Source organism: Pseudomonas sp. NPDC089407, from assembly GCF_044900445.1.
Classification (GTDB): domain Bacteria; phylum Pseudomonadota; class Gammaproteobacteria; order Pseudomonadales; family Pseudomonadaceae; genus Aquipseudomonas.
Map to the genome: position 1 here is coordinate 62,215 of NZ_JBJDNB010000020.1, position 26,179 is coordinate 88,393.

Below are 26,179 nucleotides of genomic sequence, written 5' to 3' on the forward strand. Positions count from 1 at the left end.
TCTGGGTTAATCCTTTTGTAGGTAGACCTCAGCGAAGCCCCAGCCGGCGGGCCAAACGGCTCAGATTTGCACGGTCCAGACCCAACTCTCGTGCCGCTGCCGCCCAATTGTCCTGATGCCGTTGCAGGCAGGCTTCGATCACCTGGCGCTGGTAGACATCGACGGCTTCGCGCAGGCCGCCCTGGGGCAGCTTGGCCACCGGGGATGGGACCATGGGGGAGGACAGGGCAGCCGCGGTTGTCGAAGACACGCGCAGGTCCAGGTCGATGGCTTCCAGGGTGAGGATGCGTGGCCGATCGGGGTGCTGGCCCAGCGCCTTGAGCGCCGAGCGGCCGATCAGGTGTTCCAGCTCACGCACGTTGCCAGGCCAGTCGTAGGCCAGCAGTGCAGCCTGGGCTTCACTGCTCAGGCGCAGGCTGTTCAGGCCCAGGCGCGAACGGTTCTGTTCGAGGAAGTAACCCGCCAATAGCAGCACATCCCGCCCACGTTCGCGCAACGGCGGTACCTGTAGCGGGTACACACTGAGGCGGTGATAGAAGTCGGCGCGGAAGTTGCCATTGCGTACCTCCGCTGCCAGGTCACGGTTGGTGGCGGCGATCAGGCGCACGTCCACGCGGTGCTCGCGGTCCGAACCCAGGCGCTGCAACTGGCCGCTCTGCAGCACGCGCAACAGCTTGGCCTGCACCGTCAGTGGCAGTTCGCCGACTTCGTCGAGGAACAGGGTGCCGCCATTGGCCAGCTCGAACTTGCCACGGCGTTCGCCATGGGCGCCGGTAAAGGCACCGCGCACGTGGCCGAACAGCTCGCTTTCCACCAGCGTGTCGGGCAGGGCGGCGCAGTTGAGGCTGACCAGCGGCTTGTCGGCGCGGCTGCTGGCCTGGTGCAGGGCCTGGGCCACCAGCTCCTTGCCGACCCCGGTTTCGCCGGTGATCAGCACGGTCAGGTCACTGCCGCCGACCAGGCGGATTTCTTCCACCAGGCGTTTGTGCGCAGGGCTCTGGCCAATCAGCTCTTTGTCCTGGCCGCTGGCCTGGCGGTAGATCTCGGCGCGGTGGTGTTCGTCTTCGGCGCGCAGGGCCAGGTGTTCGATGCGCTCGGCCACGGTCACGGTCGCGGCGGCCAGGCTGGCGAAAGCCTGCAGGGCATCCAGCTCCATGCTCTGGAATTGCCCGGGGGTGAGGGCGTCGAGGGTGACCAGGCCCCAGGGGCGCTCATCGACCATCAGCGGGCAGCCCATGCAGTCATGCACTTCCAGGTCGGCATCCGGGGCGTTGACCAGGCCATCGTAGGGGTCGGGCAGCTCGGAGTCGCTGGCGAAACGGGTGGGCTCCGAGTGGCTGAGCAGAATCTGGAAGCGCGGGTGTTCGCTGACCCGGAAGCGCCGACCGAGGGTATCGGGGCTCAGGCCATCCACTGCCAGCGGCACCAGCCATTCACCGTCCAGGCGCAGCAACGCGGCGGCGTCGCACGGCAGCAAGCTCCGCATGGCCTGCAACAGGCGACGGTAGCGTTCCTGATCAGGCAAATCGCGGGACAGGTCGCTAACCAGCGGTAGCAGGGCGGTGAGCAGCGGCTTTGTTGTCATATGGACTCCTATAGGTCGATTTGACTATACGCCGGGGTAGGTCGTTTTGACATGACCTGCGTCAACCCCTTGATTTTGCTGGCCATAAAAGTTGGCACGATTGCTGTAACAGTCAGGGCAGTCATTTGAAGCCACAGGCTCAGGAGTTGTTGCAATGCTCAATGCCGAACAACGTGCAATCATCAAGGCCACTGTCCCCCTGCTGGAAAGCGGCGGCGAAGCGCTGACCACCCACTTCTACAAGATGATGCTCAGTGAGTACCCAGAGGTACGCCCACTGTTCAACCAGGCCCACCAGGCCAGCGGCGACCAGCCGCGCGCCCTGGCCAACGGCGTGCTGATGTACGCCCGCCACATCGACCAGCTGGAACAGCTGGGCGGCCTGGTCGGGCAGATTATCAACAAGCACGTTGCCCTGCAGATTCTGCCGGAGCACTACCCGATCGTTGGCAGCTGCCTGCTGCGCGCGATCGAGGAAGTGCTGGGCAAGGAAATCGCCACCCCTGAGGTCATCGAGGCCTGGGGTGCGGCCTATGGTCAGCTGGCCGACATCCTGATCGGTGCTGAAGAAGGTTTGTATAAACAGAAGGAAGCGGCCGAGGGTGGCTGGCGCGGGACGCGCGAGTTCCGCCTGGTGCGCCGCGAGCAGGAAAGCAGCGAGATCGTTTCGTTCTACTTTGCCGCGGTGGATGGCAAGCCGGTACTCAAGGCCGAGCCTGGCCAGTACATCGGCCTGAAGCTGGACATCGACGGTGCCGAGCAGCGCCGCAACTATTCGCTGTCGGCACTGTGCGACGGTAAGGAATACCGCATCAGCGTCAAGCGTGAAGCGGGCGGTAAAGTCTCGAACTACCTGCACGATGAGCTGGTGGTGGGCGATACCCTGCAACTGTTCCCGCCGGCCGGTGACTTTACCCTGGCGGCCAGCGACAAGCCGCTGGTGCTGATCAGTGGCGGCGTGGGCATTACCCCGACCCTGGCGATGCTGCAGGCAGCACTGCAAACCCAGCGCGAGGTGCATTTCATTCACTGCGCGCGTAATGGCGCTGTGCATGCCTTCCGCGACTGGATCGATGGCTTGGCGGCGCGTCATCCGCAACTCAAGCGCTTTTATTGCTATGCCGAGCCGGAAGGGGCGGCTGCGGCCGATGCCGTGGGCCTGCTGAGCGAGGATCTGCTGGCCGAGTGGCTGCCGCATGAGCGGGATGTAGATGCCTACTTCCTTGGGCCGAAGGGCTTCATGGCGGCGGTCAAGCGCCAGCTGAAGGGCCTGGGTGTGCCGGAGCAGCAGAGCCGTTACGAGTTCTTCGGGCCGGCGGCTGCGCTGGAGTGATGTAGCGCTTGTACTGGCCCTATCGCCGGCAAGCCAGCTCCCACAGGGAACGCACAGGTCTTGAGCCCTGTGATGTACCTGTGGGACTGGCTTGCCGGTGATAGGGCCGGTGCAGGCTTATTCATTCTCACCCGCCGAGCCGCAGCACACCTTCTTGTCTATATATAAAGGAGAGGTGAAAGCACCGGCGCAGCGTTCATCGTTAATCCTCCTTTAATCACGGTATCCTTCACTCCCGGGTGTCGAGGGGCTTGCCCCTGCGCGGCACCCGGGCAGCCGCTTTTTTGCCGCCTGGCGTTGAACCGACGCCGTTACGGCCGGTCCTAGCCACTCCGGATAGCCCTGCGCAGCGCTATCTCGCCGCTTCCTCGGCACACTCACTGGCCCTGCCCAACGTGTAGACTTGCGCCAATGCAGGCAGACCACGCTGCCACTCTCCATCGAAGGAACCGGTAATGAACGAACAAACATCGCGCCTTAATCGGGAACGGCGCTTTCTGGTGTTGTTGGGCCTGATCTGCCTGTCGCTGATCGGCGGCGCCCTGTACATGCAGGTGGTGCTGGGCGAGGCCCCTTGCCCGTTGTGCATCCTGCAACGCTATGCGCTGCTGTTCATTGCCGTCTTCGCCTTCCTTGCCGCTGCCATGCCGGGGCGCCGCAGCCTGACCTTCTTCGAAGCACTGGTGGTGCTCAGTGCCATTGGCGGAATCGTTGCGGCCGGCAACCATGTGTATATACTCGCCAACCCCATGGTCAGTTGCGGCATCGATACCCTGCAGCCGATCGTCGATGACCTGCCGCTGGCCAAGCTGTGGCCACTGGCGTTCCAGGTCGACGGCTTCTGCAGCACGCCGTACCCGCCGATCCTCGGTTTGTCGTTGGCACAATGGGCGCTGGTAGCGTTCGTGCTGACCGCCATCCTGGTTCCGCTCGGTATCTACCGCAACCGACGCCAGGCTTAGACAAAAGTCCCGAATTGCATGGGGTCTTTTGCAGCGCATGTGAAGAGTGAAAAGTTGCTCCCCGCTTGATTCAGATCAACCACGAAGCCTTGTAAAACGGGGCTTTGAGGGCTAGCAAGCGGGGTGCGACAAACTGTCGCGAAGTTGAGTTTTTCAGCCCTATTGTTACGCATTCTGTAAAAGACTGTTGCTCAATAAGTCATAGTCAAGGGTTGGCGACCTCACTACAATCGCCCCCAATTTCCGTTCGGCACTGCTTGCGAGTCGCAGGATTGAAGGAAGCCCCAGCGCTCCTTTTTGCTGACTTCGTCAAGTTTCGCCCAACGGCGATACCGGGCGGACACCCCTCCGCGTTTTCCCGCACCAAATGGACTTGGTCTGAAGTACAGGCCTGTTGCCTACGAAACCATAAGCACCGCTAACCCGCTTGAAGCCAAGGTCCTGCAGTCGGACCCCAGGCAGGAGCGGGTACGGGCGCGAAATGCCTCACTTGGCAGGACGAAGTGTTGGCTACCAAAACACAAATTGCATTGAAGCAAGCTGATCTAGAGGTCGTGAGATGAGTAAAAAGCGTTACCCCAGACTGTTTGGCATATTGCCCGTTTTAGGCATGCTTTTACTCAGTGGGTGCAACTGGACCCTGCTCGACCCGAAGGGCCAGGTCGGCATTGAGCAAAAGAACCTGATCCTGATCGCAACCGGCCTGATGCTGCTGGTGGTGATTCCCGTCATCATCATGACCTTGGCGTTCGCCTGGAAGTACCGTGCTTCCAACAAGGCAGCCACCTACACCCCTGACTGGTCGCACTCGACCAAGATCGAGGCCGCGGTGTGGATCATCCCGATCCTGATCATCATCGCCCTGGGCTACGTCACCTACAAGTCCACCCACAAGCTGGATCCGTACCGTCCGCTGGATTCGGACGTGAAGCCGATTCAGATCGACGTGGTTGCGCTGGACTGGAAGTGGCTGTTCATCTACCCGGAACAGGGCATTGCCACCGTCAACAAGATCAACTTCCCGGCTAACACGCCGGTGAACTTCCGCGTCACCTCCGACGCCGTGATGAACTCGTTCTTCATCCCGGGCCTGGGTGGCCAGATCTACGCAATGGCCGGCATGACCACCAAACTGCACCTGATCGCCAACGAAAACGGTGTGTTTGACGGTATCAGCGCCAACTACAGCGGTGCTGGTTTCACCGGCATGAAATTCAAGGCTACTGCCACCTCTCAGGAAGACTTCGACAAGTGGGTCGCCGAGGTCAAGCAGTCGCCGTTGAAACTGGGCAAAGCCGAGTACGAAGCTCTGGCCAAGCCTAGCGAATACAACCCAGTCGCGCTGTACAGCGAGGCGCCAGCAGAGCTGTTCCAGTCCATCGTCGACAAGTACGAAGGCATGAACCGCGGCAAGCCGGTCCACGAAGAAGCAGGCAGCAAAGATCTGGCCACAACCAAGGGTGTGGAATCGAGTATGCAACCAGCTGCCGGTGCAGAGGAGTAAGAGATGTTCGGTAAACTAAGCCTGGAGGCGATACCCTATCACGAGCCGATAGTCATGGTGACGCTTGCCATGATCGCGCTCGGCGGTATCGCTGTCGTCGGTCTTATCACCTATTTCCGCAAGTGGACCTACTTGTGGAGCGAGTGGCTGACTACGGTCGACCACAAAAAGATCGGCGTGATGTACATCATCGTCGCGATGGTCATGTTGCTGCGCGGCTTTGCCGACGCCATCATGATGCGTACCCAGCTGGCTGCCGCTACCGGTGGCTCCGAAGGCTACCTGCCGCCTGAACACTATGACCAGATCTTCACCGCTCACGGTGTGATCATGATCATCTTCATGGCGATGCCGTTCTTCACCGGCCTGATGAACCTGGCGGTTCCTCTGCAGATCGGTGCACGTGACGTTGCCTTCCCGTTCCTGAACTCCCTGAGCTTCTACCTGCTGCTGGCAGGCGTGCTGCTGGTCAACATCTCGCTGGGCGTTGGTGAATTCGCCAAGACCGGCTGGGTTGCCTATCCGCCGCTCGCGGGCATTCAGTACAGCCCTGGGGTGGGTGTCGACTACTACATCTGGGCGCTACAGCTATCCGGATTGGGTACGACGCTTACCGGCGTGAACTTCCTCGTCACCGTGATGAAGATGCGCGCACCTGGCATGAAGCTGATGGACATGCCGATCTTCACCTGGACCTGCACCTGGGCCAACGTGCTGATCGTTGCTTCGTTCCCGATCCTGACTGCTGCACTCGCGCTGCTGACTGTTGACCGTTATCTGGACTTCCACATTTTCACCAACGAGCTTGGTGGGAACCCGATGATGTACGTCAACCTGTTCTGGGCGTGGGGTCACCCTGAGGTTTACATCCTGATCCTGCCGGCCTTCGGCGTGTTCTCGGAAGTAACTTCGACGTTCTCTGGCAAACGCCTGTTCGGCCACCACTCGATGATCTACGCATCGGGCGCGATCGCCATTCTCGGCTTTGCAGTATGGCTGCACCACTTCTTCACCATGGGTGCCGGCGCCAGCGTCAACACCTTCTTCGGCCTGGCGACGATGCTGATCTCCATCCCGACCGGTGTGAAGCTGTTCAACTGGCTGTTCACCATGTACCAAGGCCGTGTGCGCTTCACCGCACCGATGCTCTGGACCCTGGGCTTCATGGTCACCTTCTCCATCGGTGGCATGACCGGCGTACTGCTGGCCGTTCCAGGTGCTGACTTCGTCCTGCACAACAGCCTGTTCGTTATTGCGCACTTCCACAACGTGATCATCGGTGGCGCGGTATTCGGCTACATCGCCGGTTTCGCCTTCTGGTTCCCGAAAGCCTTCGGCTTCACCCTGAACGAGAAGTGGGGCAAAGCTGCCTTCTGGTTCTGGCTGTCGGGCTTCTACGTTGCGTTCATGCCGCTGTACGCCCTGGGCTTCATGGGCATGACCCGTCGTCTGAACCACTCCGACAACCCACTGTGGGAACCCTACCTGTACGTAGCCGTTGTCGGCGCCGTGCTGATCCTGTTCGGTATCGCTTGCCAGCTGATCCAGATCTTCGTTTCGGTCCGCGACCGCAACCAGAACCTGGACGTGACCGGCGACCCATGGGGCGGCCGTACCATCGAGTGGTCCACTTCGTCGCCACCTCCGTTCTACAACTTCGCTCACATGCCTGAGAAAGTTGGCCTGGACGCCTGGCACGAAGCCAAGGAAGCCGGTGTTGCCTACAAGGTACCGGGCAAGTACGAAGCCATCCACATGCCGAGTAACACCTCCACCGGCCTGTTCATGGGTATGTTCCTGACCGTCTTCGGCTTTGCCTTCATCTGGCACATCTGGTGGCTGGTCGGCGCAAGCCTGTTGGCAACCATCGCAGTCTTCGTTCGCCACGCTGCACGTGACGACCAGGGCTACATGGTTCCGGCCGAAGAAGTGGCGCGCATCGAAGGCGAGCGTCTGAAAGCGCTGGCCGCAGCAGGTGCTCTGCCTGCCGGCGCACGTGTCGAATCGTTTGAGCGGGTGTAATCAATGTCCAGTCAAGTAATGCACGGCGGCGCTGCTCATGGTCACGACCATGGGCATGACGACCACCACCACGACTCGGGCCAGATGACCGTACTGGGCTTCTGGCTGTACCTGATGACCGACTGCATCCTGTTTGCGTCGCTCTTCGCCACCTACGCGGTGCTGTCCGGCAGTTTTGCCGGCGGCCCGTCGGGTCATGACATCTTCCAGCTCGATTTCGTAGCTGTTGAAACGCTGTTCCTGCTGCTGTCCTCGATCACCTTCGGCTTCGCCATGCTGAAGATGTTCGACGGCAAGAAAGCAGGCGTACTGGGCTGGTTGGCTGTGACCTTCCTGTTCGGTGCAGGCTTCATCGCGATGGAAATCTATGAATTCCATCACCTGATCAGCGAGGGCTTCGGCCCGCAGCGCAGTGGCTTCCTGTCGGCGTTCTTCGCCCTGGTAGGTACCCACGGCCTGCACGTGACTGCCGGCCTGATCTGGATGGCAATCATGATGTACCAGATCAACAAGCACGGCATCACGCCGACCGCCAAGACCCGCATGAGCTGCCTGAGCCTGTTCTGGCACTTCCTGGACGTGGTCTGGATCTGCGTATTCACCGTCGTCTACCTGCTGGGGGTTCTGTAATGGCTAGCGCACACGACACTCATCACGAAGGTAACCACGGCAGCGTCAAGTCGTACATGATCGGCTTTGTACTGTCGATCATCCTGACCGCGATCCCGTTCGCGCTGGCGATGACTGCCAGCCTGCCGAAGAACCTGACCGTTCTGATCATTGTTGCCATGGCCGTGATCCAGGTAGTTGTTCACCTGGTTTACTTCCTGCACATGGACCGCTCGAAAGAGCAACGCAACAACGTGTCGACGTTCCTGTTCACCGTCATGGTTATTGCACTGCTGGTCGGCCTGTCGCTGTGGATCATGTTCAACATCCACATCGAAATGATGGCCAAGTGAGGTAAGACTGCATGTCCGTTAAGCACTTTATCCAAATCACCAAACCGGGGATCATTTTCGGTAACGTGCTTTCCGTGGCAGGCGGATTCTTCCTTGCCTCGAAGGGCCATGTGGATTTCGCCTTGTTCCTGGCGGTGGTGATCGGTACTTCGCTGGTGGTTGCGTCCGGATGCGTGTTCAACAACTGCATCGACCGTGACATCGACCACAAGATGGAGCGCACCAAGAACCGCGTCATGGTGCAAGGCGGCATGTCGCTGCCCCTCGCGCTGATCTACGCCACCCTGCTCGGGGTGGCGGGTTTCAGCCTGCTGTATGTTCAGGCCAACCCGCTGTCGGCGTTCTGCGCGCTGATTGGCTTTGTTGTCTACGTCGGTTTCTACAGCCTGTGGCTGAAGCGTAAATCGGTGCACGGCACCTTGGTCGGCAGCCTGTCCGGTGCCATGCCTCCGGTGATCGGCTACTGCGCCGTCAGCAACAGCTTCGACCTGGCTGCAGTAACCCTGCTGGTGATGTTCAGCCTGTGGCAGATGCCGCACAGCTTTGCCATCGCCATCTTCCGCTTCAAGGATTACAGCGCTGCCAACATTCCGGTTCTGCCGGTGGCACGTGGTGTTCTCGCGGCGAAGAAGCAGATCGTGCTGTACGTACTGGCCTTTGTGCTCGCCACCTTGATGCTTACCCTCGGCGGTTACGCCGGCCTCGGCTACCTGGCCGTGGCAGCTGCCATGGGCCTGTACTGGCTGTACATGGCCTGGGGTGGTTACAAGGCCGAGGACGACAGCAAGTGGGCGCGCAAGGTGTTCGGCTTCTCCATCCTCACCGTCACTGCCCTGAGCGTGATGATGGGTGTGGACAGCCAGACTGCTGCGGACGTGCTGATGACATACGCACGCTGAAATAGCTGCCTGTTTCACGAAAGCCCCGGCCATTGTGCCGGGGTTTTTTTATGGGTGTTTTTCCTGTGCCGGCCTCTTCGCGCCGAACCGCCGCGAAGAGGCCGGCCCTGAAAACATAAAATCCTGATTTTCGAAAAATACATCTGAAAAATTCTAACAAAACAGGAAATTGTCATTTACAGGCATCCTGTTTCAGCACTATCTTCTGATCCAGGCCGCCACATCGGCCAACGTCGCTCGGACGGTTCCGGGCGCTTACGTCTCAGAGGAAGCCATGGCCAACCCAGGTTCGCCGCGCCGCTTTGCGCGCATCGATCGTCTCCCCCCTTACGTCTTCAACATCACTGCCGAGCTCAAGATGGCTGCCCGCCGCCGTAGCGAGGACATCATCGACCTGAGCATGGGTAACCCCGATGGCGCCACCCCGCCGCACATCGTCGAGAAGCTGGTGCAGGTCGCCCAGCGTGAAGACACCCATGGCTACTCCACCTCGCGCGGCATCCCGCGCCTGCGTCGGGCCATTTCCAACTGGTACAAGGAACGCTACGAGGTCGACATCGACCCGGAAAGCGAAGCCATCGTCACCATCGGCTCGAAAGAGGGCCTGGCCCACCTGATGCTGGCCACCCTCGACCAGGGCGACACGGTGCTGGTGCCCAACCCCAGCTACCCGATCCACATCTACGGTGCGGTGATTGCCGGTGCCCAGGTGCGTTCGGTGCCGCTGGTGCCGGGCGTGGACTTTTTCAACGAGCTTGAGCGCGCCATTCGCGAATCGATCCCCAAGCCGAAGATGATGATTCTCGGCTTCCCGTCCAACCCTACCGCGCAGTGCGTGGAGCTGGACTTCTTCGAGCGCGTGGTGGCCCTGGCCAAGCAGTACGGCGTGCTGGTGATACACGACCTGGCCTACGCCGACATCGTCTACGACGGCTGGAAGGCCCCGTCGATCATGCAGGTACCGGGCGCCAAGGACATTGCGGTGGAGTTCTTCACCCTGTCCAAGAGCTACAACATGGCGGGTTGGCGGATCGGCTTCATGGTCGGCAACCCCGAGCTGGTCAACGCCCTGGCGCGGATCAAGAGCTACCATGACTACGGTACCTTCACCCCATTGCAGGTGGCTGCCATCGCCGCGCTGGAAGGCGACCAGCAGTGCGTGCGCGACATTGCCGAGCAGTACCGGCAGCGCCGCAACCTGCTGGTGAAAGGCCTGCACGAACTGGGCTGGATGGTCGAGAACCCCAAGGCGTCGATGTACGTGTGGGCGAAGATTCCGCCGGAGTATGCGCACCTGGGCTCGCTGGAGTTTTCCAAGAAGCTGCTGGCTGAAGCCAAGGTCTGCGTGTCGCCGGGGATCGGTTTTGGTGACTATGGTGATGACCATGTGCGCTTTGCCCTGATCGAGAATCAGGACCGTATTCGCCAGGCTATTCGCGGCATTCGCCAGATGTTCCGGGCTGACGGCCTGGCTCGCAAGTAAGGCCATTTGGGGCCGCTTCGCGGCCCATCGCCGGCAAGCCAGCTCCCACAGGTACTGCACAAGGTTCTGGTCCTGTGGGGGCCATGTGGGAGCTGGCTTGCCGGCGATGGGCTGCAAAGCAGCCCCGACGGACTCAAAGGCTACCTTTCCGCCTGCACCCCACCCATCAGCCAACCTACCTTCAGCACTCATTTCTCAACAAAGAGATCCCCCATGAGTGTCTTCACCGCCTATTTCTGCGGCACCGGCTCCCACCGCTTCGACGACGCCAACCCCAACTTCTGGAATGGCGAACTGGTCTCGACCCTGGCCAGCAACGACCAGGGCCGCGAATTCGCCCACTGGTTAGCCGTGGACGGCCCCGGTAGCGGCAACCTGCAGGATGACGACCTGTTCGTCGAACCTGGCGGCTACTTCAGCTGGACCGGCCAGCTGTTCGGCCGCGGCTGGGAAGAGAACGTCAACCATGTGCTGCAGGTGATCAAGGGCGAAAGCAGCTGGCAGCGCACCAAGTTGAGCGAGGATGAGTACCAGCGGCTGAAAGATGCCGGGGTGCCCATCCCGGACGCCTCTTCAACCGCCTCCTGGTTCTGGCGCACCTATGACTACGGCGAGCGCCATCCAACGCCACAAGAACTGCAAGAGCGCATTATCAGCATGTTCCGCAAACCGCGCCTGCCCACCCAGGTCAATCTGGTGGGCTGGAGCAGGGGAGGGATCAGTTGCCATATGCTGGCCAATGCCATGGCTCAAGATCCGGCATTGCGGGACATACCGGTGAACATCTTTGCCGTTGACCCGGTGCCCGGCGTCGGCAACGTGCAGGCCGAGCGCGTTACCCTGGCTGGTAACGTCAAGGAGTACGTTGGCTTCTACTCGCGGGATGAGCGTTCAAAAGGGTTTGCCTGCGTGATCCCTACCGTCGCGCAACAGACCCGGATCTGCGTGTATCCAATGCCAGGGCGGCATGCCACGCTGGTGGGCAATGCTTCAAAGGATGGCGCCGGTGACGGCAAGGTACTGGTGGAACCGGGGTTGATCGTTCGCCATTTTGCCGAAGTATGCCTGGCACGCTGGGGTGTGCAACTGGACAAGTGCCTGGCTTTGGACGACAACCGGTTGATGAAGTATCACCAGTTCATGGCGGCGACTGACAACTACTACCAGGCCATGCGCAGTGAGTCCTACACCGTACTCACCGAGGGTGAAATAAACGACCGTCTGGTGCATTGCGGCGCGGCGCGCACCCTGTTCAGCAAGGTGCAGGGCGATGACTACGACCCCAGCGAAGGCCTGGGTTTGCAGCGCTGGGATGCGTCTACTTACAAAGCTATCTGCTAGCCATGGCAGGCGGCCGGATCAGTGGCGATTTTTTTTGCATTGCCCCTCTATCCAGCCGCCCCCGCTTGGATTAAAAATGGCGCCGCGGGCTCAGCCCCGATAACAACAACCTTCCCTCCGTGGCCTCATGTCCGACTATAACCCTTGCCTTGACTGCGGCGCCTGCTGCGGGTACTTCCGTGTGTCCTTCTTCTGGGGCGAATGCCAGTCTGCCGGGGGCGTTGTGCCGGACGACCTGGTGGTACAGATCAACCCCACCCGCGTTGCCATGATCGGCACCGATGCCAAACCCTGCCGCTGTGTCAGCCTTGCTGGCGAGATTGGCAAAGAGGTGGCTTGTACCATTTATGCCAACCGTTCCAGCCCTTGCCGCGAGTTTGATGCTTCGTGGGAGGGTGGGGTGCATAACCCCAGCTGTGATGATGCGCGGGCGGCGTATGGGCTGCCACCGCTGACCCCGCCTGGGGCTAACGAGCCGCATTGGCCGGATGATGGGGCTGAGGTGGCCTGAAGCATTCAGGTCGCCTGTGATGGCCTCTTCGCGGGCACGCCCGCTCCCACAGGGACCGCACAGTATTCGAGCCGTGTGCAGTCCACCCTGTGGGAGCGGGCGCGCCCGCGAAGAGGCCATCAGCTGTAAGAAGATTCTGAACTTGAAACCAAATGCTTCAGGTTGCCGGCGATTAGGAATTATCCTACGAACTCAGTCGGATGCCGTCTGATAGGCAGGGAAGAATCACCGCGGTAACTTCGCCGTTCGCCCATATGGCGAGCGAGTGTGAGAACTCGTTGTTGGTTGTCTTTCTGTCTGTTTATGGCAGCTGTGCGCGTGCAGGCTTTGGCCTGACCGTTGTGACTCCAACACGGGCTTCTCACCTCGCGCACGGCTGCCGCCCAAATCTGTGAGAAGGATTCAGGTGGTTGCTCCTATAACTTGTTGGAGTTAATCATGAATAAAGTTGTACCTGATCCGCCCGTCGCAGACCTAACCTACCAAGCCGCCAAGTCCCAGGCCACCCAGGTCATGGACAACCTCTCCGGCACCATGATCCAGTACCTCGACGCCGAAGCCCCAGCCCTGCGGTCCAGCCTGCTGGAAGCGATGGCAGCCCAAACCGACCTGCTACAAGCCCTGCTCGCCCACATGAAAGCGCAGGAGGCCAAGGCATGAGCGCCCCCCTGAAATCCCGCACCACCGCCGGCGTGGAAAAATTCCTCGAGCTGTACCGGGTAGAGCCGGGCGTCCCGCTCGATCTGGCATTCGATGAATTGTCGGTGCTGGTCGGCTGTATCAAGCACCTGAACGAAGAAGCCGAGATGGAAGGCGACAAGATCGCCGGCAGCGCGGCGCGGATTCTGAGTGCCATGGCCAAGGCGCTGATCAATGATATGGAAGTGGGGATGAATCGGGGAGATTGAGTAGTGGCCCGATGTGCCTGTCGGGCGGGCCAGTAGCGGCTGACAGGTGCATGCCTTGAGGTGCTCGGCGCCTATGAGACCGAGCGCCGCCCGCGCGGCGCTTCGCGGGACAAGCCCGCTCCCACATTTGTTGCAACGTGCCGAACCTGTCAGGCCATGGTTGCCAGCCTGGTGAGGCTGACTGGATTTCTGAGTCGGCACCAATGCCGCCCCACCTGTCTCAAGCCTTACACCAAGGCTGCCAACGCCTCTCCCACAGGTATGGCCACGTTGCAACAAATGTGGGAGCGGGCTTGTCCCGCGAAGCGCCGCGCGGGCGGCGCTCGATTTCCGCACCACCACCAAACCCAAGGCATGCCCCTCTCAAAAATATCTCCAGACCCAAGGCAGGCACCTCTCAAAAACACCTCCGACCCCAAGACCTGCCCCACCCACCCCACTTGAAGTTAAACTGTCATCTCCCCAGCAATGGACAGGAGATCCGGCGTGACCCCACCCCGCAGTTTCCCCAGTGACCTCTGCCTCGACAGCCCGCGCCTGCATTTGCGCCCCATGCGCCATGCCGATGCCGCGCAATGGCTGGCGATCATGGCCGACCCCGAGGTCATGCGTTATTGGCACCATGCCCCCTGGCAAGACCTGGCCGAGGCCGAAAGCGCCCTGGCCGCCGACCGTGAAGCCTATGCCAATGGTGACCAGCTCAAGCTCGGCATGTACCGCCGCGACAACGGCGAGCTGATCGGCATGGTCCAGTTGTTCAACATCGACGACATTTCCCGCCGTGGTGAAATCGGCTACTGCCTGGCCAGCGCCGTGCAGGGCAGGGGCTACATGGACGAAGCGCTGACCTGCTTCATCGACTACCTCGCCCACACCCTGCACATGCGCCGCCTGGAAGGCGAAATCGACCCGCGTAACCAGGGCTCGGCACGTACCCTGGAGCGCCAGGGCTTCGTGCTCGAAGGGACCCTGCGGGCACGTTGGTGCGTAGCCGGTGAGCTTTCCGACTCGGGTATTTATGGTCTGCTGCTTGAACCCCCGGTTGTTTGATCCGTGTAGCGGCACTGTCAAGGTTTGGAAGCGGGGCAGGGCCTGGGTTAAGGTCGTAGCCTGTCCCGTTTCCCCCAGGAATAGCCCTTGCCCGTTTTTTACCTGAGCATCAGCCTGCTGTTGTATCTGCTCGCCCTGTTCTTCGATGGCGCGCTGATGAGCGGCGACCGCCACATGCCGGCCCTGCAGATGCTGCTGTACGGGCCTTGGGGCGTGCCCTTCGGTTTGCACCAATGGTTTGCCAACCCGTTGCTGGCCCTGGCCATCCTGGCCCATCGGCGGTTCCGCCGGCTGGCGTTGTTGGCCGGGTTGGCGGCGGTGTATCTGGCGGCCAGCAGCTTCGGCATCACGCGTTTGCCGGATAACCAGACCTATGAATTCCATGACCTGACCGGTTTTGGTGCCGGCTTCTACCTGTGGTTGGCGGCGATGGTGGTGTTCTGCCTGGGCCAGGCGTGGCATTGCTGGAAGGCCCGCAGTGCCGATGATATGCCGGGTTGGAGCTGGCTCGACGTGGCGTTGATTGCGGCACTGGGCGTGGCCTTGTATATGGCGACGCAGATGCCATCGTTGCGCTTCGAGCCGGGCAAGGTGCTGATGCCGCCCGAACAGCCGCAGACGCTGTGACATCCACAAGGAGGATTCGCATGATCAAGCATTACCTGACCGGGCTGGCACTGGCCTGCGTGCTGCCAATGGCGGTGGCGGACGACTATACGGCAGCCTATGGGCAGTGCATGGACAAGGCTTCCAGTACCGTGGCCATGAGTGAATGCATCGGGGCCGAGACACAGGTGCAGGACCAGCGCTTGAACCGGGTGTACAAGCAACTGATGGGCCAACTGGATGCCGGGCAACAGAAGAGCCTGCGCGATGTGCAGCGCAAGTGGCTGGCCTATCGCGATGGCAATTGCCAGTTCCATGTGCAGGCCAGTGGCGGGACCATGGCGCAGCTGGAGGGTGGCAGCTGCCTGATGGACATGACCCGCGACCGCGCGGCGGAGCTGGAGCGGGTGCTTAGCCCGGGGCAATAGAGCCTTTCCAGGAATGATTGGCCCGCCCTTGTAGGAGCGGCCTTGTGTCGCGAAAGGGCCGCAAAGCGGCCCCGGGATGTCAGCATCAAGGCAGCAATAGCCGGGGCTGCTGCGCAGCCCTTTCGCGACACAAGGCCGCTCCTACATGTTTTGCAGCGCCTGTGAGATGCGCGGTTCGCGCAGCGCGCGGGCCTTGAGGTATTCGCGCACTTCCACGGCATCCCCGGCAAACTCGATGCGCTCGGCCTTGGCGTCGCGCTGGTAGGCATACATCGGGTCGTAGTACTCGTTCAGCAAGCCCTCGATCCAGCCCCGGTGTAGATCGACCGCGCCGCTGCGCTGCTGCTCTTCCAAGGCTTCGCGCAGAACCTGCGACAAGCGCTGATAACGCTCTCCGCCCAAACGCTTGTAGATATTGGCCATGCTTTGCAACATGCGCTCGGCAAACAACCGGCGGCCGTCTTCCTCGCCGTGCACGCTGACAAACTCGGCACTCAGGTTGACCACGTAATCACGCAGGATGCGCTCCACGCGGTTGGCGAAGCTGTCTTCCAGCCACACCAGCGGGTACTGCTGCATGCCCTGGTACAGCGCCAGCGGCACCGTGCAGCTGCCAACGATGCGGCCTTCATCTTCCAGCACGAATTGCTCGACTCCACGGGCGCGCTTCTTCAGCACGTCGATGGCCAGTTGGTTCTCGAAGTCGATCTGCGCCGGTTGCGCGGTGGCGCGCTTGCCGAAGCTGGAGCCGCGGTGGTTGGCATGGCCTTCCAGGTCCAGCACGTTGCCCAACTGGTGCAGTACATCGGTCTTGCCGGTACCGGTCAGGCCGCCCACCAGCACGAAATCGCATTGCGCCACCGCCTGCTGGGTCGTCTCCAGCAGGAAGGTACGCATGGCCTTGTAGCCGCCTTTGACCCGCGGGTATTGAACACCTGCCTCATCGCGCAGCCAGCCCTGCACGATCTGCGAGCGCAGGCCGCCACGGAAGCAGTACAGGTAACCCTCAGGGTGGGCCTGGGCAAACGCTGCCCAAGCCTCCAGGCGGTCCTGCTTGGTTGCGCCGCTGACCAGCTGGTGGCCAAGGGCGATGGCAGCGGCCTGGCCCTGTTGCTTGTAGCACGTGCCAACCTTCTGGCGTTCCTGATCGTTCATCAGTGGCAGGTTGACCACGCCAGGGAAGGCACCCTTGGCGAATTCGACGGGGGCGCGCATGTCCATCATCGGCACGTCGTCGAGGAACAGCTGGCGGAAATCGGTGCAGTCGGGGCGCATCAGATCACCTCGACCGCGTGGCTCTGTCGCTCGACCAGCTTGCCGATCGGCGCCAGTTGCAGGCCCAGCTCGCCAGCCACAGCAAGGAACTCGGCTTCGCCTTCCGGGGTGACCGCCACCAGCAGGCCGCCGCTGGTCTGCGGGTCGCACAGCAGGTGCTTCTGGTCGTCGCTGAGGGCGCCGATCTTGTGCCCGTAGCTGTCGTAGTTGCGCAGGGTACCGCCAGGGATGCAGCCCTCGGCCAGGTAATGGTCGACGCTGGGCAGGCGCGGTACGGCAGCGTAGTCCAGGTGTGCGGTAAGGCCACTGCCTTCTGCCAGTTCGACCAGGTGGCCGAGCAAGCCGAAACCGGTGACGTCGGTCATGGCCTTGACCCCGTCCAGCTTGCCGAAGCGGCTGCCGGGGGTGTTAAGGGTGCACATCCAGTCGCGTGCCAGGCCCTGGTCCTGCGCGCGCAGCTTGGCCTTTTTCTCGGCCGTGGTAAGGATGCCGATGCCCAGTGGCTTGGTCAGGTACAGCTGGCACCCGGCGCTGGCGGTGTCGTTGCGCTTGAGGTGGCGCTTGCGGACCACACCGGTCACGGCCAGGCCGAAGATCGGCTCGGGGGCGTCGATGGAGTGGCCGCCTGCCAGTGGAATACCAGCTTCGGCGCACACCGCGCGGCCACCGCGGATCACTTCGCGGGCCACTTCCGGCGGCAGCACGTTGACTGGCCAGCCAAGGATGGCGATGGCCATCAGCGGGTCGCCGCCCATGGCGTAGATGTCGCTGATGGCGTTGGTGGCGGCAATGCGGCCGAAGTCGTACGGGTCATCGACGATCGGCATGAAGAAGTCGGTGGTCGAGACTACGCCGCGCTCGTCGTCCAGCGCGTACACGGCAGCGTCATCGCGCGAGGCGTTGCCGACCCACAGTTTCGGGTCAAGGGCCTGGGTGCCGCTTTCGGCGAGGATCACGTCCAGCACCTTGGGGGAGATCTTGCAGCCACAGCCGGCACCGTGGCTGTACTGGGTCAGGCGAATCGGCTCGCTCATACGTACCTCAGCAGGTCAAATTATTGCGCGATTGTAGCAAAGCTGGCCTTTGCGCCCGTGCCTCTTATAATTCTCCGGGTCAGCTACGAGCTTCAAGCTTCAAGCTTCAAGCTAAAGCAAAAGCAACGTGCGGGCTGCTTATGCTTTTTCTTGCAGCTTGCAGCTTGCAGCTGCCTTTCCCCGCTATTGAACCGGAGAACACCCATGCTCAAACGCCCCCTGGCGCTCGCCGCCGGCCTCGTGCTGTCCTGCTGTGCCGTTGTCGTTCAGGCCGCTGAAACCCTGCGGGTCAGCGCCATCCCCGACGAAGCACCAACCGAACTGCAGCGCAAGTTCAAGCCGTTGGGCGAGTACCTGGCCAAGCAACTGGGCATGGAAGTGAAGTTCGTACCAGTGGCCGATTACCCGGCCGTGGTCGAGTCGCTGGCTTCCGACCGCCTGGACCTGGCCTGGCTGGGCGGCTTCACCTTCGTTCAGGTGCACCTGAAAGACCCGACCGCCACGCCGCTGGTGCAGCGTGAGCAGGACGCGCAGTTCACGTCCAAGTTCATCACCGCCAACCCCGCCGTGAAAAGCCTGAGCGACCTCAAGGGCAAGTCGTTTGCCTTCGGTTCCATATCGTCCACCTCGGGCAGCCTGATGCCGCGCTACTTCATGCTCAAGCAGGACAACATCAAACCTGAAGAATACTTCAGCCGCGTGGCCTATTCCGGCGCGCATGACGCCACCGTGGCCTGGGTACAGGCAGGCAAGGTCGATGGCGGCGTGCTGAATGCCAGCGTGTGGCAGAAGCTGGTGGATGCCGGCAAGGTCGATACCAGCAAGGTGAAAGTGTTCGCCACTACGCCGACCTACTTCGACTACAACTGGACCGTGCGCGGCCACATGGACCCGGCCTTGAAAGCCAAGATCAAGAAAGCCTTCCTCGACCTCGACCCGGCCAACCCGGAGCACAAGGCGATCCTCGACCTGCAGGCTGCCAGCCGCTTTATCGAAACCAAGCCTGAGAACTATGTGGGCACCGAGCAGGCCGCACGCGAGGCCGGCTTGCTCAAGTGACCGCTCAGAACGTGGCAATCCAGTTGCACGGTGCCGGCCTGCGCCATGGCCAGGTATGCGCACTCGATGCGGTCACCTTGCGCGTTGAGCAGGGTGAGCGCGTCGCTATCATCGGGCCATCGGGTGCGGGCAAGTCCAGCTTGTTGCACCTGATGGCTACGGCCGTCCAACCCAGCAGCGGGCGCCTGGAATTACTCGGTGAACAGCCCTGGGCGTTGTCGGCCCGGGCGCGCCAACGCCTGCGTGCGCGGGTTGGCCTGGTGCATCAGGCGCCGCCCTTGCCGCCGCGCCAACGGGTGGTTACGGCGGTGCTGGCCGGGCGCCTGGGGCAGTGGGGCCTGCTGCGTGGCTTGCTCAACCTGCTGTACCCCAGCGATGTAGCCGGCGCGCGCCACGTGTTGGCCGAGCTGGGCCTGGCCGACAAGCTGTTCGTGCAGTGCGGGCAGTTGTCCGGTGGCCAGTTGCAGCGGGTGGGCATTGCCCGGGCGTTGTACCAACGGCCGCAGTTGTTGCTGACCGATGAGCCGGTGTCGGCCATGGACCCGGTGCTGGCCGACCACAGCCTGGCCTTGCTCAACCGCCATGCCCAGGCCAACGGCGTGACACTGGTGGCCAGCTTGCATGCGGTGGAGCTGGCGCTGGCGCATTTCCCGCGGGTGGTCGGTATTCGCGAAGGGCAGGTGGCGTTCGACTGCCCGGCCACAGCGGTTACCAAGCAGATGCTGGATGCGTTGTACGCCAACGAACAACTGGCTTCGCCGCCAACCCAGGGGCCGACCCTGACTGTGCAGATTCCGCGATGCTGAAGGCCAGTGCCTGCGACCCGGCTTTACTGCCGCGGTTGCTGCTGACCGTGCTGGCTGTGGCAGTGCTATGGCCGGGTATCCAGCTGAGCGAGCTGAACCCCGCAGTGCTGCTACAGGCGGAGAACCGGCAGCAGATTGCCAGTTTCACCCGCGCATTCTGGCCCCCGGCCCATGATGCCGGTTTCCTTGCGCTGCTGTACGAAGCCACCTTGCAGACCCTGGCCGTGGCGACTGCTGGCATGGCGCTGGCGTTGTTGCTGGCAATCCCTGCCGGCCTGCTGGCTAGCCGGGCCTTGTCGCTGCGTGCTGCTTCACGGGGCGGACGGGCCGGGTTGTGGTCACGCGTATTACGCCTGCCGGTGCGCGGGCTGCTGATTTTCCTGCGTAGCGTGCCAGAGGTTGTCTGGGCGTTGCTGTTCGTGCGTGCGGTGGGGTTGGGACCGACGGCGGGCGTACTGGCCATCGCCATCACCTACAGCGGCATGCTCGGCAAGGTTTACGCAGAAATATTCGAATCGGTCGACCAGCGCCCGGCGCATGCGTTGTTGCAGGCGGGCAGTGGTAGATTGGTGGCGTTTCTCTACGGCATCCTGCCCAATGCCGCCTCCGAGGTGGTGTCGTACACCGTGTACCGTTGGGAATGCGCGGTGCGGGCTTCGGTGGTGATGGGGTTTGTCGGCGCGGGCGGCCTGGGCCAGCAAATCGACCTGTCGATGCGCATGTTTGCGGGTGCTGAAGTGGCGAGCATGTTGCTGACCTTCCTGTTGCTGGTGATCCTGGCCGACCTGCTCAGCCGCCTGCTGCGCTGGAGGTTGGGATGAACCGGGCGATCAACCTGTTGCTGCTGGGCGCCATCGTGGCGGCGGTGGTGGCCTCGTTCGGCTATCTGGAGCTGGACCTGCACGCGCTGGTCGGTAACGGTGGGCTGGGGCAGATGGGCGAGTATGCTGGGCGCTTCCTGCACCCGGACTTGTCTGCCGGGCACTTGAAGGCGGTGTGGCGTGGTGCGCTGGAAACCCTGGCCATGTCCGGGCTGGGCACTTTGTTGGCGATGGTGCTGGGGATGTTGCTGGCACTGCCGGCGGCGGGCCGCTTCGGTTGGCCGTTGCAGGGGGCTGCGCGTTTGCTGCTGAATGCCTTGCGGGCAATTCCCGAGCTGGTGTGGGCCGCGCTGACCGTGCTGGCGGCTGGGCTTGGGCCGAATGCTGGTACCCTGGCGTTGGCGTTGCACACGGCTGGCGTGCTGGGGCGGCTGTTCGCTGAGGCGCTGGAGAATGCGCCGCCGGAGCCTGCGGCGGCAATTCGCTTGCAGGGTGGTAGCCAGGTGGCCGCGTTCTGCTTTGGTACCTTGCCCAACCTTTGGCCGCAGTTGCTGGCCTACAGCTTGTACCGCTGGGAGAACAACATCCGCATGGCCAGCGTGCTGGGGTTTGTCGGGGCGGGCGGGTTGGGGCAGATGCTGTACACCACCTTGAGCCTGTTCCAGGAGGCCCAGGCCAGCACGGTGATCATTGGCATGCTCGTGCTGGTGTTGCTGGTGGATGTGTTGAGTGATGTGTTGCGCCAGCGTTATGTGCGGGCCTGACCGATAGCCGGGGCCGCGTTGCGGCCCATCGCGACACAAGGCCGCTCCTACAAGAGATCGCGAACTCTCTGTAGGAGCGGCCTTGCGTCGCGATGGGCTGCAAGGCAGCCCCAAAAACCTTCAGGCACCAACTACTTCAGCACACTGAGCCTCCCGCTGCATCGAGTCCAGGTTCCGCTCGATCGTCTCGCAAATGGTATCCATCTGGATCTGGTGCTCACTGAACCGGAACGGGCTCTGCAAATCCGTGCCAATCCGCTCGATGGCAAGCAACATGAACCCCACCACCGTCGAAGCCAGCGGCGTGAACCAACCCAGCGATTCCACCAGCCCCACCGGCACGATCAGGCAGAACAAGGTAATGAACAGCCGTGGAAAGTACACATAGGGGTAGGGCAAAGGCGTATTGGCGATCCGCTCCATACCACCTTGGGCATTGGACAAGTCCACCAGCGTCGACTCCAGCCGTGCCAGGCGAATACTGTCCAGGCGTCCGGCCTGGTACTCCCGCGCCAGCAGGGCCGCCGAACCGCCGAGAATGTCATTGGCGAAGTTGTTCGAGCGGTTGCGCCGCTCGAACTCCGCAGGCGGGATAAAGGCCATCAGCTCGTCCGGGCAGGGTTCACCCTTCAGGTGCGCCGCCAGGCAGTTCACATAAGCGATATGCCGGCGCAGCAGGGTGGCCTTGACGGGGTTCAGGCCGTCGTCCGGGTCATCGATCAGGGTCAGCGTCTGCCGCGCGAAACTGCGCGAGCCGTTCACCAGCGCCCCCCACAACGTGCGCGCCTCCCACCAGCGGTTGTAGGCGCTGCTGTTGCGAAAGCTCACCAGCACCACCAGCGCCGAACCCAGCAAGGTCAACGGGATCAATGGCAAGGTGAACTTGCTGTTGAAGAACAGCATGAAGTCGATGGTGACCAGCACATCCCAGATCAGCAGCCAGAACAGCGACCAGCCGATGTAGCCGATGGTCTTCACCACCAGGCGGTACTTGCGGGCGATGACGTCTTTCACACGAGGTACCTCGAAACGCGGGGGATGCAGGATCGGACGTCGAGGGGCGAGCATGGTTCGGTACGGTTCGTCGAGGTGTGTGAGCAAACGTATCTAGTTAGCTGAACACCTGCTTCATCTGCACCAACGCCACCCGTGTGCCGTCCCACGCCTGCCGTTCCTCGATGCCGAACGGCACGAAGCCCATCTGTGGATAAAGCAGCAAGCCGGCGGTGTTGTGATTGAAGCATGACACCAGGTGCATGGCAGGTCCTTCTTGCGCTGGCTGGGCGGGCCTATTCGCGGGTAAACCCGCTCTCACAGGACCATCACAGGATTTGAGTCTTTTGCAGTACCTGTGGGAGCGGGTTCACCTGCGAAGAGGTCATCAGCTTCACATCATAAGCTGCTTTCCATCCTCAATCGCGACCCGCCTCAGGGCTTGGCCACCACCGCCACATAGCCTTTCACCGCAGCCGGCGCCTGCGGCTTGGCCTTGTGCGCCAGCAGGTACTGGTAGCGCCGCCATTCCTTGTCGATCTCGTTGAACGACATGAACACGCTGATGCGCTCTTTGCCAACCAGGTCCGGGCGCTTGCCGGCGTCGATCTCGCGGGTGGGGATGATGGCGACGTTGATGCCCACCACCCGGCCGTCATCGGCAAACACCGGCCCGCCCGACATGCCTTTGGTGATCGGGCCATCGTGCACCGAGTAAAAGACGCTACCGGGCGTACCTTCAAGGCGTACCAGCGACGGCAGGGCATGGCCCTTGCCCTGCATGGGCATCATGAAACTGTTGAAACCAACCGCCGTCACGGCTTCCCCTGGCACGTACTGACGCCAGAGCGGCACGTTGCTGGCCTTGTGCTTGAAGAACACCACGTCACCGAGGCCCTCGTGGACCACGTTGCGCAGAAAGGGGGTGTGTTTGGCGGTTACTGCGTAATCCTCGTTCCACTGGATGGCGCTGGCCATCAGCAACAGGGGCAGCGGGGCACCGGAGGTAACCACGAAAGCCTGGCTGTAAACGGGATCTGAAACGTACGACGTTGGCACTCCATTGCACCCACTGAGCAGCATCATTGCCGCCATGCAGGGCGCGGTTGTTTTCATGTGTCACACAGGGCGTGGTGGGAAGGGAGCGCAACTATGGCTAAGTGCTATTACTCTAACAATACTTTCGGCATATATCCGACGAATGACAGCTTAAGTGCTAGTCAACAACGCAGCCAATAGAATGCAGACATGGCTGCAGGCCCCGTAGTCATTGGGGTGGCGCCAATTTGGCAGAGAAAGGTTCGGCAGCTGTTCAGGCGAGGATGAGCTGCATTGAGCTGTATTGAGCTGCATTGAGCTGTGTCCGGCGTAATGGCTTCAAGATTCCCGCTCAATGCCGATGGCTCGCTGCGAGGCCGCCTGGTCGCCGGCCATGAAGACCAGAACTACTTCTACGATACTGCCGAGAGCCGCAAGAACGTGCTGTACTACCGCAACGACCCGGCGGATGGCGAGTCGGAGGCGGGCGGCACCTTCAACACCTACACGCCACGTCACCTGCTGCGTTTCTGGGCTGATTACAACCTGCCGGGTGAGCTGGACCCGTGGACTGTGGGCAGGGGTGCCAACATCCAGAGCCGCAACTATCACGGCAACTTCGGTGGGGCCGATGGGATAGGAAAGATCGAGCAGGGCGGGTATGCGATCTGGAATGCGCGTGTGGCTTACCAGATCAATAAGCACTTCAGCGTTTCGTTGAACGGCAACAACCTGTTCGACAAGAAGTACTACTCCAGTATTGGCTGACTGTATGCGGCGAAGTACTACGGTGATCCGCGCAACTACAGCGTGACCCTGCGGGCCGATTTCTAAAGCTGGAGGAGGTCTCTGTGGGAGCCGCGCTTGCCGGCGATGGGCTGCGAAGCAGCCCCAATACAGGCGACACCCTTCTAATGGATTGTGAATGACTGGAATCCTTGGGGCTGCGAAGCAGCCCATCGCCGGCAAGCGCGGCTCCCACACCGAATGCGACCGGCTTGCGGGCAGAATTCACTGCGCGATTTCCTATAGGTAAACGCCGCACACAAACTTTCAGAACTAACCCAACTTCCTCGCAAAACTAAATTTCCTCTTTCTTGTTTTAGGTGTCGCCATATCAACTATTTATGTCCCCTGCATGATAGTTTCCAAATGGCTGAACTAAGTATTTGCCCACAGCGCTTTTTCCGGAAGCAGGTCGTCAACAAAATAGCCGCCCTTCAATTTTAACCAACCGCCTGACGCGGTGGCCGCAAAGTTGACCGCAGCGGCTGGCGGCCAGGCATGTGACTCCAGGAAAGGAAAGTGTCATGGGAATGACGAGGCGTAAATTTTTGATCGGCGGCAGCGTCGTGGCTATCGCAGGGGGCGCAGGCATTCTGACCCCCTTGCTAACCCGCGAAGGCAGGTTGATCCCCGGCAAACCGCGGTTTGGCTTTGTTCAAGGCACCGAAGGTGCACTTCCCAAGCAGGCAGACGTGGTAGTTGTTGGGGCCGGCATTCTGGGGCTCATGACCGCGATCAACCTCGTCGAACGTGGCCTCTCTGTCGTCATTGTTGAAAAAGGTGACATTGCCGGCGAGCAGTCCTGCAGGTTCTATGGTCAGGTCATGACCTACAAGATGCCTGATGCGACGTTCCAGTTGCACCATCTTGCCAAACAACGTTGGCGCGAAATGAATGCCAAAGTAGGTGCAGATACCAGCTATCGCACACAAGGCCGGGTCGAAGTTCCTTTCGATGAAGAAGACCTGGAAGGCGTCAGAAAGTGGATTGATGTTAAAAGCCGCGAAGTTGCCGCGGACAATCCCTTCAAGACCCGGATCATTCAGGGTAATGAACTCGAACAGCGGCTGCGCGGTGCGTCGTCGAGCTGGAAAATTGCAGGATTCGAGGAAGACTCCGGTAGCCTTGACGCCGAGCGCGCCTCGTATGTCATGGCCGAGTACGCCAAGAAAGTGGGTGTGCGCATTTACACCCAGTGCGCCGCAAGGGGCCTGGAAACCCAGGCCGGCGTCATCTCCGATGTGGTGACCGAGAAGGGCGCCATCAGGACGTCTCGTGTGGTCGTGGCCGGCGGCGCCTGGTCCAGGCTGTTCATGCAGAACCTGGGTGTCGATGTGCCTACCTTGCCTGCCTACCAGTCCCAGCAAATCATCAGCGCGGCACCCCGTGCACCGGGGGGCAACGTTGCATTGCCCGGGAATATCTACTTCCGCGAGCAGGCCGACGGCACGTACGCCACCTCGCCGCGCGTGGTCGTTGCCCCGGTCGTCAAAGAGTCGTTCATGTATGGCTATAAATACTTGCCATTGCTGGCCATCCCCGACTTCCCGGTGCACATCTCACTCAACAGGCAACTGATTGATTCGTTCACGCAGCCTACCCAGTGGAAGCTGGACGAGGTATCGCCGTTCGAGAAAAACCGGCTGATGACGGCGGCTCCGGATATTCCTGAGCTGGATGCGTCACTGGAAAAACTCAAAGTCGAGTTCCCTGCCTTCAAGGATGCGAAGTTGATCGATCAGTGGAGCGGTGCCATGGCCATCGCCCCGGACGAGAACCCCATCATCTCGCAGGTAAACGAATACCCAGGCCTGGTCATCAACACCGCGACCGGTTGGGGCATGACGGAGAGCCCGGTGTCGTCCGAGTTGACGGCGGACCTGTTGCTTGGCAAGGCGCCGGTGCTGGACCCGAAACCCTTCAGTCTGTACCGCTTCTAAGTACACATACCGCAATGGAATGACCCGTCCACGCATCACCGATGCGTGGACATTCTTGTATAACCACAG

General features: G+C 61.4%; 26 protein-coding genes and 1 pseudogene. 21 read left to right on the plus strand and 6 right to left on the minus strand.

The features are described 5' to 3' along the window. Positions 1-28: 28 nt before the first annotated feature. Positions 29-1,585, minus strand: coding sequence for a nitric oxide reductase transcriptional regulator NorR (norR, locus tag ACI2KG_RS16655; RefSeq protein WP_404662605.1), 1,557 nt, complete (start codon positions 1,583-1,585; stop codon positions 29-31). Between the two features lie 154 nt (positions 1,586-1,739). Between norR and hmpA the strand changes: the two genes are divergently transcribed. The 15 genes from hmpA (at position 1,740) to ACI2KG_RS16730 (ending at position 15,594) form a co-directional block, all read left to right on the plus strand. Next, positions 1,740-2,918: an NO-inducible flavohemoprotein gene (gene hmpA / locus ACI2KG_RS16660; protein ID WP_404662606.1), complete on the plus strand. Its 1,179-nt coding sequence runs from the start codon at positions 1,740-1,742 to the stop codon at positions 2,916-2,918. A gap of 455 nt (positions 2,919-3,373) precedes the next feature. Continuing rightward, positions 3,374-3,880 carry a disulfide bond formation protein B gene (locus tag ACI2KG_RS16665; RefSeq protein ID WP_400615123.1) on the plus strand — a complete coding sequence of 169 codons (507 nt, stop codon included), beginning with the start codon at positions 3,374-3,376 and terminating at the stop codon, positions 3,878-3,880. A gap of 559 nt (positions 3,881-4,439) precedes the next feature. Then, positions 4,440-5,384 (plus strand): ubiquinol oxidase subunit II, encoded by a 945-nt coding sequence (gene cyoA, locus ACI2KG_RS16670; RefSeq protein WP_400615125.1) that lies wholly within the window; start codon positions 4,440-4,442, stop codon positions 5,382-5,384. A gap of 3 nt (positions 5,385-5,387) precedes the next feature. Further along, positions 5,388-7,406, plus strand: coding sequence for a cytochrome o ubiquinol oxidase subunit I (gene cyoB / locus ACI2KG_RS16675; RefSeq protein ID WP_404662607.1), 2,019 nt, complete (start codon positions 5,388-5,390; stop codon positions 7,404-7,406). 3 nt (positions 7,407-7,409) lie between these two features. Beyond that, positions 7,410-8,036, plus strand: a complete 627-nt coding sequence (cyoC, locus tag ACI2KG_RS16680) for a cytochrome o ubiquinol oxidase subunit III (RefSeq protein WP_016484942.1) — start codon at positions 7,410-7,412, stop codon at positions 8,034-8,036. After that, positions 8,036-8,368 (plus strand): cytochrome o ubiquinol oxidase subunit IV, encoded by a 333-nt coding sequence (gene cyoD / locus ACI2KG_RS16685; protein ID WP_404662608.1) that lies wholly within the window; start codon positions 8,036-8,038, stop codon positions 8,366-8,368. Before cyoC ends, cyoD begins: the two co-directional genes overlap by 1 nt. 11 nt (positions 8,369-8,379) lie before the next feature. Continuing rightward, positions 8,380-9,267: a heme o synthase gene (gene cyoE / locus ACI2KG_RS16690; RefSeq protein ID WP_014861450.1), complete on the plus strand. Its 888-nt coding sequence runs from the start codon at positions 8,380-8,382 to the stop codon at positions 9,265-9,267. 274 nt (positions 9,268-9,541) lie between these two features. Next, positions 9,542-10,750 carry an alanine transaminase gene (gene alaC, locus ACI2KG_RS16695; protein WP_404662609.1) on the plus strand — a complete coding sequence of 403 codons (1,209 nt, stop codon included), beginning with the start codon at positions 9,542-9,544 and terminating at the stop codon, positions 10,748-10,750. Positions 10,751-10,963: 213 nt separating this feature from the next. Beyond that, positions 10,964-12,091, plus strand: a complete 1,128-nt coding sequence (locus ACI2KG_RS16700) for a hypothetical protein (protein WP_404662610.1) — start codon at positions 10,964-10,966, stop codon at positions 12,089-12,091. A gap of 127 nt (positions 12,092-12,218) precedes the next feature. Continuing rightward, a complete protein-coding gene (locus tag ACI2KG_RS16705) occupies positions 12,219-12,602 on the plus strand; it encodes a YkgJ family cysteine cluster protein (RefSeq protein ID WP_404662611.1) in 384 nt (127 codons plus the stop codon). Between the two features lie 438 nt (positions 12,603-13,040). Beyond that, complete coding sequence (locus tag ACI2KG_RS16710) at positions 13,041-13,262, plus strand: hypothetical protein (protein ID WP_404662612.1); 222 nt, start codon at positions 13,041-13,043, stop codon at positions 13,260-13,262. Continuing rightward, entirely contained in the window at positions 13,259-13,510 is a 252-nt protein-coding gene (locus ACI2KG_RS16715) for a DUF3077 domain-containing protein (RefSeq protein WP_404662613.1), read from the plus strand. The genes ACI2KG_RS16710 and ACI2KG_RS16715 overlap by 4 nt, the downstream gene beginning before the upstream one ends. Before the next feature lie 486 nt (positions 13,511-13,996). Then, positions 13,997-14,560 carry a GNAT family N-acetyltransferase gene (locus ACI2KG_RS16720; RefSeq protein ID WP_404662614.1) on the plus strand — a complete coding sequence of 188 codons (564 nt, stop codon included), beginning with the start codon at positions 13,997-13,999 and terminating at the stop codon, positions 14,558-14,560. Positions 14,561-14,647: 87 nt separating this feature from the next. Further along, the gene (locus ACI2KG_RS16725) at positions 14,648-15,187 is read left to right on the plus strand and encodes a hypothetical protein (RefSeq protein WP_404662615.1); all 540 of its coding nucleotides are present in this window, start codon (positions 14,648-14,650) and stop codon (positions 15,185-15,187) included. Positions 15,188-15,207: 20 nt separating this feature from the next. Beyond that, positions 15,208-15,594, plus strand: coding sequence for a lysozyme inhibitor LprI family protein (locus ACI2KG_RS16730; RefSeq protein WP_404662616.1), 387 nt, complete (start codon positions 15,208-15,210; stop codon positions 15,592-15,594). 141 nt (positions 15,595-15,735) lie between these two features. On the opposite strand, the gene mnmH is transcribed toward ACI2KG_RS16730, so the two are convergent. Further along, positions 15,736-16,869, minus strand: a complete 1,134-nt coding sequence (mnmH, locus tag ACI2KG_RS16735; protein ID WP_404662617.1) for a tRNA 2-selenouridine(34) synthase MnmH — start codon at positions 16,867-16,869, stop codon at positions 15,736-15,738. After that, complete coding sequence (selD, locus tag ACI2KG_RS16740) at positions 16,869-17,903, minus strand: selenide, water dikinase SelD (protein ID WP_404662618.1); 1,035 nt, start codon at positions 17,901-17,903, stop codon at positions 16,869-16,871. The genes mnmH and selD overlap by 1 nt, the downstream gene beginning before the upstream one ends. A 204-nt stretch (positions 17,904-18,107) precedes the next feature. On the opposite strand from selD, the gene ACI2KG_RS16745 reads away from it, so the two are divergent. The 4 genes from ACI2KG_RS16745 to phnE are packed head-to-tail and all read left to right on the plus strand — an operon-like array spanning position 18,108 to position 21,353. Next, positions 18,108-18,962 carry a putative selenate ABC transporter substrate-binding protein gene (locus tag ACI2KG_RS16745; RefSeq protein ID WP_404662619.1) on the plus strand — a complete coding sequence of 285 codons (855 nt, stop codon included), beginning with the start codon at positions 18,108-18,110 and terminating at the stop codon, positions 18,960-18,962. Continuing rightward, entirely contained in the window at positions 18,959-19,768 is an 810-nt protein-coding gene (locus ACI2KG_RS16750; protein ID WP_404662620.1) for a phosphonate ABC transporter ATP-binding protein, read from the plus strand. Before ACI2KG_RS16745 ends, ACI2KG_RS16750 begins: the two co-directional genes overlap by 4 nt. Further along, on the plus strand, positions 19,762-20,589 hold the full coding sequence (locus tag ACI2KG_RS16755) for a PhnE/PtxC family ABC transporter permease (RefSeq protein ID WP_404662621.1): 828 nt from the start codon (positions 19,762-19,764) through the stop codon (positions 20,587-20,589). Before ACI2KG_RS16750 ends, ACI2KG_RS16755 begins: the two co-directional genes overlap by 7 nt. Next, positions 20,586-21,353, plus strand: a complete 768-nt coding sequence (gene phnE / locus ACI2KG_RS16760) for a phosphonate ABC transporter, permease protein PhnE (RefSeq protein ID WP_400615158.1) — start codon at positions 20,586-20,588, stop codon at positions 21,351-21,353. Before ACI2KG_RS16755 ends, phnE begins: the two co-directional genes overlap by 4 nt. A 120-nt stretch (positions 21,354-21,473) precedes the next feature. Here the strand turns inward: phnE and ACI2KG_RS16765 are convergent, their stop codons facing one another. From ACI2KG_RS16765 to ACI2KG_RS16775, 3 genes and pseudogenes are all read right to left on the minus strand, one after another. Then, positions 21,474-22,367 (minus strand): bestrophin family protein, encoded by an 894-nt coding sequence (locus ACI2KG_RS16765; RefSeq protein WP_404662622.1) that lies wholly within the window; start codon positions 22,365-22,367, stop codon positions 21,474-21,476. 97 nt (positions 22,368-22,464) lie between these two features. After that, positions 22,465-22,602 (minus strand): annotated as a pseudogene (locus tag ACI2KG_RS16770) (GNAT family N-acetyltransferase); the annotation flags it as partial. 179 nt (positions 22,603-22,781) lie between these two features. Next, positions 22,782-23,429 (minus strand): trypsin-like peptidase domain-containing protein, encoded by a 648-nt coding sequence (locus ACI2KG_RS16775; RefSeq protein ID WP_404662640.1) that lies wholly within the window; start codon positions 23,427-23,429, stop codon positions 22,782-22,784. 288 nt (positions 23,430-23,717) lie between these two features. On the opposite strand from ACI2KG_RS16775, the gene ACI2KG_RS16780 reads away from it, so the two are divergent. Then, complete coding sequence (locus tag ACI2KG_RS16780; RefSeq protein ID WP_404662623.1) at positions 23,718-24,152, plus strand: TonB-dependent receptor domain-containing protein; 435 nt, start codon at positions 23,718-23,720, stop codon at positions 24,150-24,152. A 542-nt stretch (positions 24,153-24,694) separates the two neighbouring features. Beyond that, entirely contained in the window at positions 24,695-26,110 is a 1,416-nt protein-coding gene (locus ACI2KG_RS16785; RefSeq protein WP_404662624.1) for an NAD(P)/FAD-dependent oxidoreductase, read from the plus strand. Positions 26,111-26,179 lie beyond the last annotated feature (69 nt).